The 14,084-nt window shown below is 47.3% G+C and carries 19 protein-coding genes and 1 tRNA gene; 10 read left to right on the top strand and 10 right to left on the bottom strand.

Annotated elements, in window-relative coordinates; translation table 11 throughout:
• Positions 1-7: 7 nt before the first annotated feature.
• The 6 genes from ACGHZ6_RS24555 to ACGHZ6_RS24530 all read right to left on the bottom strand — a co-directional run bounded on the left by ACGHZ6_RS24555 (position 8) and on the right by ACGHZ6_RS24530 (position 6,274).
• Entirely contained in the window at positions 8-241 is a 234-nt protein-coding gene (locus ACGHZ6_RS24555; protein WP_390619350.1) for a hypothetical protein, read from the bottom strand.
• 12 nt (positions 242-253) lie between these two features.
• Positions 254-1,138, bottom strand: a complete 885-nt coding sequence (locus tag ACGHZ6_RS24550) for a hypothetical protein (protein ID WP_390619349.1) — start codon at positions 1,136-1,138, stop codon at positions 254-256.
• A 114-nt stretch (positions 1,139-1,252) separates the two neighbouring features.
• Positions 1,253-1,840 carry a hypothetical protein gene (locus tag ACGHZ6_RS24545; protein WP_390619348.1) on the bottom strand — a complete coding sequence of 196 codons (588 nt, stop codon included), beginning with the start codon at positions 1,838-1,840 and terminating at the stop codon, positions 1,253-1,255.
• Positions 1,841-1,843: 3 nt separating this feature from the next.
• Positions 1,844-2,419 carry a hypothetical protein gene (locus ACGHZ6_RS24540; protein ID WP_390619347.1) on the bottom strand — a complete coding sequence of 192 codons (576 nt, stop codon included), beginning with the start codon at positions 2,417-2,419 and terminating at the stop codon, positions 1,844-1,846.
• A gap of 50 nt (positions 2,420-2,469) precedes the next feature.
• Complete coding sequence (locus ACGHZ6_RS24535; RefSeq protein ID WP_390619346.1) at positions 2,470-5,313, bottom strand: adenosylcobalamin-dependent ribonucleoside-diphosphate reductase; 2,844 nt, start codon at positions 5,311-5,313, stop codon at positions 2,470-2,472.
• A gap of 232 nt (positions 5,314-5,545) precedes the next feature.
• Complete coding sequence (locus ACGHZ6_RS24530) at positions 5,546-6,274, bottom strand: hypothetical protein (RefSeq protein ID WP_390619345.1); 729 nt, start codon at positions 6,272-6,274, stop codon at positions 5,546-5,548.
• 134 nt (positions 6,275-6,408) lie between these two features.
• Here ACGHZ6_RS24530 and ACGHZ6_RS24525 point away from each other — a divergent pair, with 134 nt between their 5' ends.
• Both ACGHZ6_RS24525 and ACGHZ6_RS24520 read left to right on the top strand, forming a co-directional pair.
• Positions 6,409-6,993, top strand: coding sequence for a hypothetical protein (locus ACGHZ6_RS24525; RefSeq protein ID WP_390619344.1), 585 nt, complete (start codon positions 6,409-6,411; stop codon positions 6,991-6,993).
• 13 nt (positions 6,994-7,006) lie between these two features.
• Complete coding sequence (locus tag ACGHZ6_RS24520; RefSeq protein WP_390619343.1) at positions 7,007-7,309, top strand: hypothetical protein; 303 nt, start codon at positions 7,007-7,009, stop codon at positions 7,307-7,309.
• 8 nt (positions 7,310-7,317) lie between these two features.
• On the opposite strand, the gene ACGHZ6_RS24515 is transcribed toward ACGHZ6_RS24520, so the two are convergent.
• Positions 7,318-7,938 (bottom strand): Fic/DOC family protein, encoded by a 621-nt coding sequence (locus ACGHZ6_RS24515; protein WP_390619342.1) that lies wholly within the window; start codon positions 7,936-7,938, stop codon positions 7,318-7,320.
• 20 nt (positions 7,939-7,958) lie between these two features.
• A complete protein-coding gene (locus ACGHZ6_RS24510) occupies positions 7,959-8,159 on the bottom strand; it encodes a hypothetical protein (RefSeq protein WP_390619341.1) in 201 nt (66 codons plus the stop codon).
• Positions 8,160-8,570: 411 nt separating this feature from the next.
• Here ACGHZ6_RS24510 and ACGHZ6_RS24505 point away from each other — a divergent pair, with 411 nt between their 5' ends.
• Positions 8,571-9,443 carry a hypothetical protein gene (locus tag ACGHZ6_RS24505; protein WP_390619340.1) on the top strand — a complete coding sequence of 291 codons (873 nt, stop codon included), beginning with the start codon at positions 8,571-8,573 and terminating at the stop codon, positions 9,441-9,443.
• A 1-nt stretch (position 9,444) separates the two neighbouring features.
• Positions 9,445-9,912 (top strand): hypothetical protein, encoded by a 468-nt coding sequence (locus tag ACGHZ6_RS24500; protein ID WP_390619339.1) that lies wholly within the window; start codon positions 9,445-9,447, stop codon positions 9,910-9,912.
• 4 nt (positions 9,913-9,916) lie between these two features.
• On the opposite strand, the gene ACGHZ6_RS24495 is transcribed toward ACGHZ6_RS24500, so the two are convergent.
• Positions 9,917-10,246, bottom strand: coding sequence for a hypothetical protein (locus ACGHZ6_RS24495; RefSeq protein ID WP_390619338.1), 330 nt, complete (start codon positions 10,244-10,246; stop codon positions 9,917-9,919).
• Positions 10,247-10,495: 249 nt separating this feature from the next.
• On the opposite strand from ACGHZ6_RS24495, the gene ACGHZ6_RS24490 reads away from it, so the two are divergent.
• The 3 genes from ACGHZ6_RS24490 to ACGHZ6_RS24480 all read left to right on the top strand — a co-directional run bounded on the left by ACGHZ6_RS24490 (position 10,496) and on the right by ACGHZ6_RS24480 (position 11,608).
• A tRNA-Leu gene (locus ACGHZ6_RS24490) sits at positions 10,496-10,582 on the top strand.
• Positions 10,583-10,749: 167 nt separating this feature from the next.
• Positions 10,750-11,157, top strand: a complete 408-nt coding sequence (locus tag ACGHZ6_RS24485) for a helix-turn-helix domain-containing protein (RefSeq protein ID WP_390619337.1) — start codon at positions 10,750-10,752, stop codon at positions 11,155-11,157.
• A gap of 61 nt (positions 11,158-11,218) precedes the next feature.
• Complete coding sequence (locus tag ACGHZ6_RS24480; protein ID WP_390619336.1) at positions 11,219-11,608, top strand: VOC family protein; 390 nt, start codon at positions 11,219-11,221, stop codon at positions 11,606-11,608.
• Between the two features lie 27 nt (positions 11,609-11,635).
• Here the strand turns inward: ACGHZ6_RS24480 and ACGHZ6_RS24475 are convergent, their stop codons facing one another.
• Positions 11,636-12,619: a hypothetical protein gene (locus ACGHZ6_RS24475; protein WP_390619335.1), complete on the bottom strand. Its 984-nt coding sequence runs from the start codon at positions 12,617-12,619 to the stop codon at positions 11,636-11,638.
• 327 nt (positions 12,620-12,946) lie between these two features.
• Between ACGHZ6_RS24475 and ACGHZ6_RS24470 the strand changes: the two genes are divergently transcribed.
• The 3 genes from ACGHZ6_RS24470 (at position 12,947) to ACGHZ6_RS24460 (ending at position 14,059) form a co-directional block, all read left to right on the top strand.
• Complete coding sequence (locus tag ACGHZ6_RS24470) at positions 12,947-13,483, top strand: STY4526/YPO1902 family pathogenicity island replication protein (protein WP_390619334.1); 537 nt, start codon at positions 12,947-12,949, stop codon at positions 13,481-13,483.
• Positions 13,484-13,594: 111 nt separating this feature from the next.
• Complete coding sequence (locus tag ACGHZ6_RS24465; protein WP_390619333.1) at positions 13,595-13,834, top strand: hypothetical protein; 240 nt, start codon at positions 13,595-13,597, stop codon at positions 13,832-13,834.
• A gap of 6 nt (positions 13,835-13,840) precedes the next feature.
• Positions 13,841-14,059: a hypothetical protein gene (locus ACGHZ6_RS24460; protein ID WP_390619332.1), complete on the top strand. Its 219-nt coding sequence runs from the start codon at positions 13,841-13,843 to the stop codon at positions 14,057-14,059.
• Positions 14,060-14,084: the final 25 nt, after the last annotated feature.

Here is a 14,084-nt window from a genome sequence, read left to right as displayed (position 1 = left end):
GAAGACCTTATCTGCTGAGCCACTCTTCAAGTGTAGCTTGCTTTTGAGTGGCAACTGCGGCGGCAACGAGAAGTAATGGCAATAACAGTGAGATAACAGCGCCGGTGCTTATTGCTCCGTACCAAACCATACCGCCATATTTATAAGCTGCGGCTGAAATGGCGCAAACTGTAGAGATAATGGCGATTGAGTTATTACGCAAGAACAAAAGGTACAGCCTGAATGCGATTTTGTGTGTCATGCTGATCCCTTATTAGAAGATGTAACGGAAGCCCAATTGGAATTGCTCAGCCTCGTACTCCACCTCGTTTAGTCTAATAATCGCAGAGTTACCGTTGGCAAAGAAAGTTTGATCATATCCGTCTTCTACAGTGTTCTCACGCTTTGTGTATGTCAGATAGACATCCCACTGTAAATTGATCGGATAGGTGTACGCGATGGTTATAGCCTTACCTGTGCCCTCCCCTTCATGTACAAAAGACTTAGGGTGAGCAAAGTCAGTGCGTAGATTCCAGTCAGCTTCGGCATAGAAATCCAAATCATGGTGCTCGTAGCTAAGGCCGATCGTTCCCCACTTGAAAACGTGCTCAGTGCCAACTTTGATGTACCACGATTCAAACTCAGAGTTGTAGGTCGAGTTAAGACCCGTTAGGGGTTGGCCAGCTAAAGATTCCGGGATAACTTGTACGCCATCAGTCATGGTGTAATCGACATTCTGGCGCTGGTGCCCAATCAGGGTGGTTAAGTAATGCCCTCGAGCCCCAAACCAACGGGTTTTTACTCCAGCCGCAAGGCTCCAGCCGCTTAGGGAGTCATCTTCTACCTCGGAGATTGACCGGGAAAACTCACCAGCACGGTTGTCCTGGCTGTAGTCAGAATCTTGAACAGTACCAGAGCGAATAGATGAATCAGCATATTCACCCTCTATGTAGAAAGCGAAGTTTTCTGAAATGGCGTTCAGATGGGCAAGCTTCAATCCATATCCAATTGACTTTACATCCTTGAAGCTCAGTTCTGATAGAACATTTGGAGAGGCGTTAGCACCCGCCCCATTGGCAATATTCCAGACCAGTTCAGATTTGGTCTGTTCAACATAGGGAGTGACAATAAATGCATCGATGAATAGGCCGGTGAACATAGGGAGATCTCATATAACCAAGAAATATTGGCTTGGATTATCCCACCTAACCCTGCGATCATCGCTCTAGGATTGTCACCTTTTCGGTGTTATTTGGTTCTGATGTCAGCCTAGTTATTTATTACCTGTAAGGATCGAGATTAATCTATGAATCAGCCCCTTTGGTTGATCTTCAGAGGAGTTCAATTTAGTTGTTTCGATGTCGAACAAAACCGGAGCGTAGTAATCCGGTTGCTGTAGCAGCTTGTAAACTAGAGGGTTTGCCTGGTCAAATAATTGAGAGTCGAAGCTAACCAGTGATTCCAGCTGAGAAACATCGTTTCCAACAGCATAGCCGTATGTCTCGTGAATGTACTTCGCGATCGCAGCGGAACGCGAGCGACCTGCATGGCAGTGAATGACAAAAATTGAAGTGCCTTTGTCAATGCACTCAGCAATATCTGAACGCATTGTATGAGCGGTATCAGCATCAAAATAAGCCGAATAAATGTACTTATAGTTGATACCAGCAAATCGTAGGCTGTCTTCATTATAGGTGCCATCGATAAAGTAATACCTTAGCACCCTACTCCATCCGTCCTTTAAGTCCGATTCTGTCTCCCTGGAATCGTTTATCGAAATGATCACAGCATTATCTGGTGGCTCAAGTATTTCGGCCTGGTGTTTGTTGATGAATATGACTTTCCTGTTGAGCGTATTCATTGGTCACCTATCTGAAAAGAAGCCTTTTCTCTCAAGTTTAATTTTTCTCCAAAGAGGTAAAAGGGAGTGAATGAGTTCGTCGCGATGTCTAATCGCCCTGATAGTTATTATCGGTTGGTCATCGTCGTGTGTTTCTATCACTACATCGGACAGACCGAATAAACCAAGCAGAATACCTGGGGGTGGGCTTTCAATATCGCTAATATCGCTCAGCTCACAATATCGCTCTTGTCTGAATAGCCGTGTGATCCCCTTCTGCTCAAGGATCTTATTGCGCGAAATCACAGTATGCTCATACTTCACTTCCAAGAAAAAATAGACTGCAAGCAGAGCTGGGATGATGATCATGATCTGGCAGATGGTATTAATAATGGGTGTGAGGTTTTCATAGCCAATATAAAGTTCGGAATGCCAAGCCCATAAACAATAGGCGGTGAAAAAAATTGTCCCGATGCATCCGATATATTTCCATAGGTTAACTACCTGGGAAGGCCCGCCTTCCCAAATAACGCTTTCGTCATCAAAAGGAATGCTGTGACCAGTATCTTCTTCTAAAACCGTATCGTGATCAGCGCTCATTGTTATGCCCTAAAAAAAGGGGGGCACGAGGCCCCCAAAGTTGATTGATTTTATCCGCAAGATCCTACCTCACCGCAAGCAGTGCAAAAATCACAACCATCTTTTTTGATGACTGCATTCACACCGCAAGCCTGGCAATTTTTGCCGGGCATGAGTTTAAGACCTGCTTTATTTCCAGTTACCTGCTCTTCCTTTTTGAAAATACCCATTTCATTAACTGGGTATCCATTTCGGTCTAACAGGCCAAGCATGTGGAACCGATGAAGTATCAAACGAGCAACATAGGCTACAGTCGAAGGCTGGTTAGCCTGCTTCTGCTCCCCCGGAATCCTGGCAAGGAAATCACCTTGAGGCTCTGGAAGATTGCTTATGCTCCGCAGTTTCTTAGCAGCCCAGCCGGGATCAAGTACTCTCAGATCCAAACTTAGGGCTTTAGCCAAACCGTCCATTGATTTTGGATAGTTTCCGCTAAACCACAGGCTATATGGTCGGTGGGTACCATCAGGCATAACCAGCTCCTTCAGAAACATTACGAAATCGTCTCCGGTAGAGGGATTATTGATATCCACGGTCCAGCTAAGGGTTCCGTCAGTACCACTTTTGGGCTCTTTCTTACTGATCAAGGCATCGAGCAGTGGTGTGTCGTTTACATCTTCCAACACCCCAAGCTCAGTACAACGATGCTTGATTAGCATCGCCAAAGCAGCAACATCAGAAGGCACTATGGTCGGATCTGACTGGCCGGGTAGCTTCATTTCAAATGGAATCCCGCCCGTCTTGGCAAGAGAGTCCAGTTTGGCATTCAGCCATCCTCGGTCGTAAGAACGCAGATCTGTTGATAGCACCTTGGCCAAAGCTGCAACACAGCGGGGTTGTTCTTCCCCGGTAACCCAAACCTCGAAAGGTTCAGATTTGTTGCCGCCGTTAACGATATCCCCAATGAACACAGCGAAGGGCGACTCAGGGTGATCTACCAGGTAGGTCTTTGAGTCGTTGCCATCAGGACATTTGGGACGTTTTGGCCAGCGCAAGCTGTTTAATGCAGGCTCTGGTACCTTATCCAGCTTGATCTTGCGATCAGCCGACGTGTCCAAGTCAGCAGGTGTTGACGGTTCAACTTCAAGAACGGCTCCGGTAATGCTGTTTGGCCGATAAGTTGTCACGCCTTTAAGACCAAGCTCGTAGGCTTTCAGATAAATATCCTGGAACTGGTCCACAGGATAATCTTCAGGCACGTTGATGGTCTTGGAAATGGCACTATCGATCATCGGAGCAATGGCAGCGACCATTAGCAGGTGATCTTCAGGTGATATTTCCATAGCGCTGACGAAACTATCAGGCAAGGAGTTAGGGTCGCCCCCATTTTCCTTGTAAAGGCGGTAAGCATGATCCATGACTTCATACGAATTCTTGGAGTCATCCTCTGCCCGAACATGGCGTGTGTATGTCCAACTGAATGCAGGCTCAAGGCCTCCACTCGCATTGTCGGCAAATGCCAAGCTGATAGTGCCGGTTGGGGCTATAGACAACAGGTGGGAATTACGAATGCCGTGAGTGGCAATCCCTTCCTGAATATCTTTTGGCAGGCGCTGAATGAACTTGGACTCGAGATATTTCTCTTTGTCAAAAAGAGGGAAAGCCCCCTTTTCTTTGGCAAGTTCTATCGATGCACGATAGGCTTCATCGCGCAACACTTCAGATACCTTTGAAGCGAAATCTCGACCTTCTTGGCTATCATAGCGCAGCCCAAGAAGAGCCAGCATGCTACCAAGTCCGGTAAAACCTAAACCTACCCGGCGCTTCGATTCTGCTTCGTTTTTCTGTTCCTCAAGTGGCCAGTAGGTCACGGTAAGAACATTATCGAGCATACGAACAGCTGTATGTATTCCCCGTACAAAACGATCCCAATGAAATTTACTCTCGGGAGTGTCTTGAACGAATGGATCAATCACAAACGCTGTTAAATTCATCGCAGCCAAACAGCAGCAGCCATAATCCGGCAGATATTGCTCGCCGCATGGATTACAGGCATCGATGAGTTCGCAATACCAAAGATTGTTTTCCTCGTTAACGCGATCGAGAAACACAACGCCTGGATCGGCATGACCGTAAGTATGAGCCATGATTAGATCCCAAATTTCCTGGGCTCTTACTGTCTCGTATACCCACAAGCCATCTTCACGCTGAAATGCGCCTTGCTCGATGAGTTGGTCATTTGGTTCTGCTGTATGAACGAGCTCGTAGGTCTCATCATTCAGCAAAGCTTCCATGAACTCATGGTAAACACCGACACTGAGGTTAAATTGATCAAGAGTACCTTTGGTCTCCTTAATCGCAATGAACTCGCGAATGTTTGGGTGATTAACATTGAGTATGCCCATCATGGCACCGCGCCGGGCTCCGGCAGATTCCACGGTAACGCAAGAGGAATTGAAGACCTGCATGAAGCTGATAGGACCAGAGGCCTTTGACCCTGTGCCTTTCACCTTCGCGCCATCAGGGCGGATGTAGCTAAAGTTAAAACCTTCGCCACCACCACGTCGCATTGTTTCAGCAGCTTGTTGAAGCGCGAGGTAAATTCCTGTGCGCTTACCAACATAACCACTAGCGGTGTCAGCAACTGGCTGTACAAAGCAATTGATCAGCGTAGCATCGATGTCGGTACCCGCTGCTGAATTGACTCGGCCTGCCATGATTACGCCATTTTCAACCTGGGCATCATAAAAGGCTTTTTCCCAGTGCTTTTGATCTTCCTCGCAGCTGGAGAGTCCCTTGGAGACTCGCTTGCGGATCTGATCAGTGGCTTGGGTACCGTCGAGCGATCGCTCTTGGTTTTTTGCGTACTTATCGAGGATTATTTCCTCAGAGATAAGTTGTAAAGGAAGGTTATTCATAGTTTGCTCCTATAAAAAAAGAAGGGAGCAAACCCCCCAGAGGAGTTTTGCTCCCCATGGGGTTGTATCCTGGATCGGATAGATAATTGCTGATTGAGGCCAGCTACCTATTACTCTGCCGAAGCAGAAGTAAATTTAATGGTAACACAAGCGCTCCCTGCGTAAAGCAGATCCAATCATAAATGACAAGTGTTAATTCGTTGGCCTGGAGATGGCACCGTAAAGGGGCTATTTACTGATGTTCAGGGTGCCGCCGGTAGATTGTCACGACAGTACCAATTGCAGTTCTGGGATCTCTTACAACCGTGAAATGCATCTGGCTGGTGTCATGCCCCCAGATTTCCAGGTTGTCGATCGTTCCGTATTTCTTGATTTTGTGAAGAGCAACTTTGTCTGGAAGTGGAAGACGTTTGATCTCTTCGTGTTTTAAACGACTGATCAATGAGGTCAGTGGCTTTTTTGCTTCCCCGCTATGAAGACGCTCTATAAATTGGTCGAGGACGTGTTGTGTCAATCTGAGCTTGCCCATCGCAGGTGTGTCAAAAACATCATACTGGGGGGATTCGCTGCTGGACAGGTAGACACAAGGCACTTCATCCCCAATGTTAGGTAGGTGCTCATCCTTTGGGCTCGTAGTACCCAGAGTTACCCCTTGGAGGTTTGTGGTGAAAAATCTAGCAAGCGTGGATAGGTGAGCCTTTGACGTTTTACCTCTGGCAACCTTCTTTATGACCGGTGTGGAAACTTCCAATGCCAGGCCTTCCCCGCTATGAATATCGCGCATAAATACTTTGTCAGTGAACAGTAAATGTCTTATCGCTACAATTTCTGCTGAGGCTGTCGCGTCCTGGCTACTGATATCTGAAATATGCAGTAGTCCTCGGCGCTTTGTTCCAACACGCCAAGCTACCACTTGATGTCCTTCTATCTCACCAAGGGCCCTGGTGGTTAGTTTCATCATTTCCTTGTCGCCTGTATTCCGCTGTTTTAACCAAATTACTATGGATTTCGCATTATACAACTCGCAAATTCATAAGTAAGGCTGCGCTTGCATATCTGAAATCCTCTGTATGTTGGTTTTATAGAGGAGGTATTATGAAACGCACACCTTTAAAGCGGAAAACACCGCTAAAAACAAAGACGGCGCTGAAATCAAAGACGAGCCTTAAGCGGAAAACGCCAATCAGAAGTTGTGGCCAAAGTGCTTCGGGGAGCAAGCCTAAAGCGAAATCTCGGGGGTTAACCGGCCACGGAAGATCAGCGAGCGATAAGGCCTGGCACTCTCAGGTTGCCAGTTTGGGTTGTTTTGCATGCAACCATTTGGGTATTGTTTCAAGTCACTGTTTAAGAATTCATCACCCTAACGGGCGGAATAAAGGTAAAGAAGGCGATTGTTGCGAAGCCTATGTGATTTGCCTCTGTGACTGTCACCACGATCCATCGATACTTATTGAGACATATGATGGGCCATCGGTTCACGGGAACAAACGCCTCTTCAGGGAGCTCGTTGGATCTGAAGCCTGGTGTGTTTATGAAACGCATCGAGCATTGAATGTGCGGCCAAAATGGTTGGAAGATGATGTATGGGCTGATTATTTGCTGCTCGGCTCCCAGGCCGAACAAGAAGAATGGATTGTTGAACTGGAAAGGTTCTCACATCGAATGAGAGCGATCGCATAATAGAGGGATTTGCATGAAGCATACGCCTATTCAACGTCATTGGAGCTATCGTGTAAGGCAGAACGGTCCAGCAAAGGGTTGGCGTGAAGTCGTGGCTGACAAGTTAAGGAACCTGGCCAGTCGTATAGATCATCGATACACCTTGGCTGTCGAGATGAAATCCAACCCTGTCCTTCCCATGGAAGTAAAGGCAGAGTGCATTAAGGTGGGTTTCCAGCACACGGAGAGGCTGTTTGCCGAAGAGGTGAGACTGTCCGCTGTTGAGGACGGCTATATGGACGCCCTGCCGTGGATGTTTAACGAGGAAAAGAGCTAATTCGCCGGTTATCGGCTGCTGGGAAGAACAGTGTGAAGAGAGAGTAAGCGTTGCAGAGCGGTACCGTCCGGATCGGTCGTTCTGGCTTCCCGGCAGGCTCTCGCCATGCCTTCACCTGAAATTGCAGCCCACTCAAGCGCGAAATTGTTAAGTGAAGCGAGCTGATCGACAAGAACACGCTGCGTCCGACCATTACCCTCCCGAAAAGGGTGGATCATGTTGATTTTACCCAGGTAGTAACCCGCCCTTTTTCCGAACTCAGCCGGTGCCAGGCCCTGAAGCAGATTCTCGCTGTGTAGCTCTGTAAATACTTCTGTTGAGACTTGCTCAATCATATTGTGCGGGAGGAATAGCTTTCCTCCTTTGAGGATTTCAGTTTGGCGGCATTGCCCGGCAAAGGGGTACACGTCCTCGAAGATCCGAAAGTGGATGGCTTGCAGGTGCTTGAGGTCGAAGGTGGCCGGTACCGGGTCGGCAACGAGCTCGGCCATGGTGAGCTGGGTCAGCTGCTCTTCGGCGTGATTCAGAGATTTGGTATCGGTGAACCCCAGCAGGTTTTGCAGGCAGTCAGATCCCTCAATGAGATAGGGGTCGTCTTCGCGGAGGTCGTATTGAGAGTATTGATCCATAGGATCAGGGTACTACGGAGTTAGCCAACTGCAACCATAGCTTTGTTGTTGGCTTGGAACTGGGCAACCAGCTTACGGCGCATAGCTTTGGAGTCGGCCTTGCCGTCGATGACATCGCAGATGGTTTGTTCTTGGCGGGCAGACACGCGAATACCCTCAATGCGGCACGAACCGGCCACCTGGGAGGCGAGGTATTCAGATGTAAAAGCGTGACGAGCCATAGGAACTCCTTCAAACGATGAGCATATTCTAGCGCTGAGCCTCAATTTCTGCAAATTGGCCTGGGGTTGTGGGGGCCGTGGGCAAACGAGAGTACATATTCTATAACATCCCCGTCTAGGTTGAATCCAGGGCTCCGGCGAATTACATACACATATTATAACATCCCCGTCTATATCGGGACGAAAACCCCACCCCCACCTCCGCACTCCGAAAAAGCATCCTCCCCTCTTCTGATTACCTTATGCGGCGTGTGCCCGGAGGGCTCGCGCTGCCAAGGATACCGAAGGATATGCAAGGTTACTTAAGGGTAAATCAGGGCGGACTATCAGGATGGCAGGGGGGTGGCTAGTAGGTCTGGCATATACCGACGGGGATGTTATAATATCTCTACATCTGACAAGGAGGGCGCAATGGCCACATTAGTGAAAGATTTGCTCGATGCCTACGAGGCACTGGCCGCAGCCAATTCGGCACTGAGTATCGCGATTCGCAATCAATCGGATATGCCTCGATTTTTGCCTACCTTCTCCGGAGAAGAAGCCGGTGAGGTAGATGCTGTTGTTCGATCGTTGACGGAGATCTGGCACTTAGAAGATGGCGATGAGCTGCTCGGGGCTGGTCTTATCTGTGGAAACGATGAAGTAGTTCAGGCGGTCGATTCCTTGAATGAGGCTAAGGTGGCTTTCAAGAAGGCGGTGGACGCTATTCGAGGAGATGACAAAACAAACTCCACCCTCTTCTCTCTTGCCGACCAGCAGCTCGGGCATGATGGTCGAGGTGATGAACTCCGGGAGGCGATGCGGACTGCTCGTATAGGTCGCCTGGATCTGTTGAAGTGCTACAAACTCATCCGGGTAATGCCCTCTTCCCTAGAATCGCTCAGCTGGACTTGGGCGAGGACGCACACCAAGAGCGAACCGATCACAATGGAAGGTGCGGAAAAGATGGCCCACCAGCGGCTGTCGGGTAGCGATCGGGAAGCTGTGTTGGGAATTCTTGGCAATTTGGCTCCAGGTACCCAGATGACCAGGCTATACAAACTTCCCAATCAACTTAGGGCCAATATCGTTTGGAACGAAGATGGTGAACGGAAGCGAAAACCCCTTTCAATCTCCGGGATCGTAGTTATGCCCGGAGATAAGCTGCCAAAGTTGGTTTGGCGCGATGATCCTGGACCGAGAACGGATGATGAAGCAGCTCTAACCCGAGCGGATTCAAAGATTGACCGGGAACCCTACATCCGAGCTTTAGGTATTCACCTATATCTTGAGCAGGAGAGCTGATATGCAAGACCACCCTCTTTCACAGCAAGCAAAAGTTAGGTGTTTCGGGAAAAGCGCGGCCATCACCGCTGAGGCGACCGTGATCAATAAAGATCGCCAGGCACCGGTCCCTACTGTCAATCTGGAGGTCGCCCCAAGGGAAGGCGCAGATGTGAATTGGTCTCGTAAAATTGTGATCCAGCTGTCAGATCAGGAGCTGCCGGTGCTGTGCGGATTATTTATGGGTTACATACCCAGAATACATTTCAAGAGACCGGGGAAAGGGATTGAGCTTGAACGCCAGCCAGGCGGGATCTATATCAAGGCCTCTGCTGGCCACGGAGCATTGTTTTCACTACCAGCGGGTATAGGTGATTCCTTCAGGCTTTGTGCTTTGTTCCTTCAGCAACTACGGCTTCAATCTGGTATAGGGAATGAAACCTTATTGCTTGCAGCGCTGCGAGGAGCTTCAACGCTATACAAGCCGTAGCCTTCTATCTTCTGGACGGAAGCATTGTATCGAGGTCCTGAATGAGATTATCTAACGGATCTTCAAGTTCCAGGCACTGTTGTAGACACAGATCGAAATCAAGATAGGGCTGTTGCTTGAAAAGCTCGATCATTGTTTTGAGATGCAGAGTTTCGTGAAGCTTAAAGAACGGCCCATCTTCTTTCGCATACCGAGGGTCCAGTTGATTGTTATCGGAAATTAAAGCAGCAACAGCGGCTCCCCAAAATGCGTAGCCGAGTTCACTATTCTTGGCTTGAAAATCTGTTGGGGGTTGGCCGGGGCCAACAAGTAGGTTGTAGTCATGGCCATCCATAAACAACAATTCATTGAACTGCGCTCCAAGATGATCAACGAGCTCCTTTTTATAGAATTCCCAGGCCTCTTTGGTAAACGATATGGCGGTTGCCAGTGAAGTAAATAACTTTGAACAACATGAGTGGTTTCATTGACAACCAGAGGGTCAAGCTGTCTCGATCGAAGACCGGATTGTCAGACGACGGAAAATTCAAAATAAGCAAGCGATTTTGCATCCCAGCCACAAATTAGTAGACTTGCAAGCAATGCCAGAGTGATGAAATTGGTAGACATGAGGGATTCAAAATCCCTTGCCCTCGCGGGCGTGTCGGTTCGAGTCCGACCTCTGGTACCATCTCCCCCTTCGTTAAACCCAAAAGATCTTTTTACCAGTTTCCAGCAGTAAATATGCTTGGGATGCAACTGGGATACATCTGCAAGTAATCTCAAGGTACACTAAGTAACTGCCCCCGTAGGGATCGGAAATCGTTACTTTGCTCTAGCTGCTACCAGGCTCGAAACATGCCACAAAGCCAAAGAACCTATTTTGAGACAGAGCTTGATCGCATCTACCACAGTGAGCCGTTGTTCCGCCCGGAACAGTATGCCCGTGTTAGACGATCAAAAGCGCTGATGGAGGAATTCTATTCGGATAGGATCGAGTTAGATGATCTAGCGAAGCAGGCGTATATGTCGCGGTTTCACTATGTGAGAGTCTTCCAGCGTATGTACGGCTTAACGCCCCGTGTCTATTTAAGAGATTTGCGCATCTCTAAGGCCAAAGAGCTTATCAAAGCCGGATTGCCGATTACTCGTGTCTGCTCCGAAATCGGATATCAGAGCATGCCAACCTCCTCTAGTGTGTTCAAAAAGTGTACAGGCCACACTCCAAAAGCCTATCAGCACCTCCAGAACAGCAATCGAGAATAAGTAATACGACCTAATACCGGCTATTCTAGGTGCTTCCTGGATTCAACTAAGAGTCGATAATATGGCCAAAATATACGTCACAAGTGTTCCTGTAGATAATCAAGACAAAGCCTTAGATTTCTATACGCGCATTTTGGGCTTCATCAAGAAAAAGGATGTGCCTCTGGGTGAGCACAAATGGTTGACCGTAGTATCTCCTGAAGAGCAATCCGGCGTTGAGCTTTTATTAGAGCCAATGGGGTTTGAGCCTGCCAAAACCTACCAAAAAGCACTCAAGGAAGCCGGCATTCCGTATACATCCTTTGCTGTTGACAATGTAGATAAGGAATATCAACGACTATTAGACTTAGGGGTAGAATTTTCAATGGCACCTACGGAAGCTGGCACCGTGAAGATAGCCATGCTCGATGACACTTGCGGAAACTATATCCAGCTAATGCAGGAGTTGTAGGTAAAACCCAGACAATTCAGTTGGTGCTTATTTGGTTGAACTGATAACGGGCTGGCAAGAGACCCTTTCTGATAGTTTGTAGCTGTTGCGTTTATCCGTATCCAGAATCCCGGCAGAATGGAGGTCACTCAGCACTGTCCGAATTTGATCCAGATTGAGCCCATAACTGGCGCTCTTGATGGTGCGCAATACGGGCGGAATCTTACCGCTCAAAATGTCGGACGTAAGTATTGCCAGCTTCTGCCTATATTCTTCATTAACAAGCAGAGTGTCATCCGATTTTGAATCAGGCTCAGTCGGTTTATCTACTGAGATGCCTCCTCCTGTCTTTTCCGCTCTAGCTAAGCTGATCATACCCAAAGTACTGACTTCCAACAGAAGTGCCAGAACTGCATAGCCGAATGTTCTTACTGTATCCAAACTGACATTAAGCGCCCCACTAACGGAGGCAAACAGTCTGGTGGTTTCTATTTCACTCTCCGCAGCAGTTGAGCCAACCAGTGGCAATGTAGCTCTCTTTTCTCTGAGATCAACCTGTAAACTGGCTATCTTCATCGCGCTTGCTTGGGCTTGCTCCCACTGCTTGTGGTAGCTACTACCAAGTCGTTTATCTAACAGGCGCTCTTCAATATCAATGCTTCTTTGAATGGCGCTGATTTCCTGCTGGAGCGCAATATATTCAGGTGAACCATATTGTGCGTCTTTGAGCAAACGCATTTCAGACGAAATGAAAAAGGCGCAACTAGCTGCCCAGGAAAATGCCATCAGCACGACGCTAAGCAATGTGAAAAAACGGCTAATATGACGCTTTGCCCAAAATAGGTATTTTCCTATATCAATACAGCAGCCAATAAGAACAAATAAAGCTGCCATAAAAATTGATTGTTGGTCTTCATGTGCTTGAATCAAGCCATCAAAATCTCCCCCTGAAAGAGACATTGCAAACAAGCCGGTCAGCAACATACTTACAAGAAAAAAAACGATCTGAACAAACCAAATGAGCTTGAGCATGGAAGGTAATCTTAGTCATGGAATTTAAATAGCTATTCTGACTCCAACGCTCAATCTCCAAAGACTAATTACCTTTCGGACTAGAAATTAACTTTTTATTACCGCTCCAATAATGCGGATATTTTTTAAATCCGTTAGGCAGTTGATTTGCGAACGTGACGACGTTCACATTTCCACGAATTCAACTACAACACTAAACCCTATTGCGTAATTTTCTTTCGGTTTTGAAAAGTTTTTAAGCGCGTCAATCGCTTTATACCGATACGCTAAATATGTCACTGGTGTAAATGTGTTCTGATTTTTCAAGGACCGAAGGAGTCATATACGATGTCGAATTTTGAAAACAAAATGGCGCAAGCTGCGGCCAAAAAATTGGTTTCATCATCGGGTACTTTGCATTCTATGCATTTCAAATCTAGCAAGTTGCCGGACGAGGTCATTGATGTGATGTCAAAGCTTAACTTGGCAGAACAGCAATCACTTATACATCGTGCTCATCGGTTTCTTATCATTGAAGTTGATACCAGCGCATTAGAGCGCCAACTCTCTGAATTACAAACACTGAGGTCTGAAAAAGAGCTTGAGGATAAGTATCTATTTATGGGCGCTCCACTAGCTCTCATGCAACGACTGTTCGGGACACACGCCGCTGATTTTTCACGTCGTCGTAGCGCTTTGAGTATTCGTGGGGTTGGCACGGGAAGGCCACCAGCTTGTGATGAAGCAACAGAAATGAAGATATGGAAGCTCTGGGAATCCTACAAACATATAGAAGAAAGATTGCGCTTTCTTAAAGTGGCAGAAGAAGCATCCATTGATTTACATATGATATGGGGTGCTCTTAAACCATACCTTGATCAGTAACTATTTCGTTACCTGATGAACCTCACAAACGCCCTCTAATTCGCTTCTTTTAAGGTATTTATAGGCGTATAATTGGACTATATGTTTCTCACTTTTTCTAAGGAGAGGAAAATGTTCAACAATGCTATCGCCAAGCCATTTGCAGTCCTGATGCTTCTGGCATCTTTCTCATCTTTTGCCTATTCAGCGTCATCCTGGAGTTACCTTGTAAAAACATATCCTTTAATGGGTAATGATACAGCGTTGACATCAGCTATGAATGATCTAGGTAAGAAAGGCTGGGAACTGGTTAACTGCACAGAAGGCAGTGCGGAAATCACTTGCATATTTAAACGTGCTGCCAAGGATTAGTCCGCCATGAAATTTATCCGAAGCACTTTGGCTCTGTTAGTCTCGCTCTCCATCGGGTTATGCGTTCTTGCATGGGATGCACTTATGTTTATTTTGAGCGCACTGGATTATGAACCAGACCGCGATGAGAAATCTGATACCAATGTTTGGTACAACCACCGAACGGGCGAAATAGATCCTGTTAAGCGGCATGATGGCATCTATCAGGAACCCTTACAAAAATAATCCATGACACGTTATGTGTCATGGA

The organism is Maricurvus nonylphenolicus (assembly GCF_042854845.1).
In the GTDB taxonomy this organism is placed as follows: domain Bacteria; phylum Pseudomonadota; class Gammaproteobacteria; order Pseudomonadales; family Cellvibrionaceae; genus Maricurvus; species Maricurvus nonylphenolicus.
This window is presented reverse-complemented; position numbering and strand designations above follow the sequence as displayed.

Coding starts and splice junctions, on each gene's coding strand:
- ACGHZ6_RS24555 (WP_390619350.1), bottom strand. CDS start 241: ATGACACACAAAATCGCATTCAGGCTGTACCTTTTGTTCTTGCGTAAT.
- ACGHZ6_RS24480 (WP_390619336.1), top strand. CDS start 11,219: ATGGCCAAAATATACGTCACAAGTGTTCCTGTAGATAATCAAGACAAA.
- ACGHZ6_RS24470 (WP_390619334.1), top strand. CDS start 12,947: ATGTCGAATTTTGAAAACAAAATGGCGCAAGCTGCGGCCAAAAAATTG.
- ACGHZ6_RS24510 (WP_390619341.1), bottom strand. CDS start 8,159: ATGGCTCGTCACGCTTTTACATCTGAATACCTCGCCTCCCAGGTGGCC.
- ACGHZ6_RS24475 (WP_390619335.1), bottom strand. CDS start 12,619: ATGCTCAAGCTCATTTGGTTTGTTCAGATCGTTTTTTTTCTTGTAAGT.
- ACGHZ6_RS24530 (WP_390619345.1), bottom strand. CDS start 6,274: ATGATGAAACTAACCACCAGGGCCCTTGGTGAGATAGAAGGACATCAA.
- ACGHZ6_RS24465 (WP_390619333.1), top strand. CDS start 13,595: ATGTTCAACAATGCTATCGCCAAGCCATTTGCAGTCCTGATGCTTCTG.
- ACGHZ6_RS24520 (WP_390619343.1), top strand. CDS start 7,007: ATGAAGCATACGCCTATTCAACGTCATTGGAGCTATCGTGTAAGGCAG.
- ACGHZ6_RS24535 (WP_390619346.1), bottom strand. CDS start 5,313: ATGAATAACCTTCCTTTACAACTTATCTCTGAGGAAATAATCCTCGAT.
- ACGHZ6_RS24550 (WP_390619349.1), bottom strand. CDS start 1,138: ATGTTCACCGGCCTATTCATCGATGCATTTATTGTCACTCCCTATGTT.
- ACGHZ6_RS24545 (WP_390619348.1), bottom strand. CDS start 1,840: ATGAATACGCTCAACAGGAAAGTCATATTCATCAACAAACACCAGGCC.
- ACGHZ6_RS24495 (WP_390619338.1), bottom strand. CDS start 10,246: ATGGATGGCCATGACTACAACCTACTTGTTGGCCCCGGCCAACCCCCA.
- ACGHZ6_RS24485 (WP_390619337.1), top strand. CDS start 10,750: ATGCCACAAAGCCAAAGAACCTATTTTGAGACAGAGCTTGATCGCATC.
- ACGHZ6_RS24515 (WP_390619342.1), bottom strand. CDS start 7,938: ATGGATCAATACTCTCAATACGACCTCCGCGAAGACGACCCCTATCTC.
- ACGHZ6_RS24460 (WP_390619332.1), top strand. CDS start 13,841: ATGAAATTTATCCGAAGCACTTTGGCTCTGTTAGTCTCGCTCTCCATC.
- ACGHZ6_RS24525 (WP_390619344.1), top strand. CDS start 6,409: ATGAAACGCACACCTTTAAAGCGGAAAACACCGCTAAAAACAAAGACG.
- ACGHZ6_RS24540 (WP_390619347.1), bottom strand. CDS start 2,419: ATGAGCGCTGATCACGATACGGTTTTAGAAGAAGATACTGGTCACAGC.
- ACGHZ6_RS24505 (WP_390619340.1), top strand. CDS start 8,571: ATGGCCACATTAGTGAAAGATTTGCTCGATGCCTACGAGGCACTGGCC.
- ACGHZ6_RS24500 (WP_390619339.1), top strand. CDS start 9,445: ATGCAAGACCACCCTCTTTCACAGCAAGCAAAAGTTAGGTGTTTCGGG.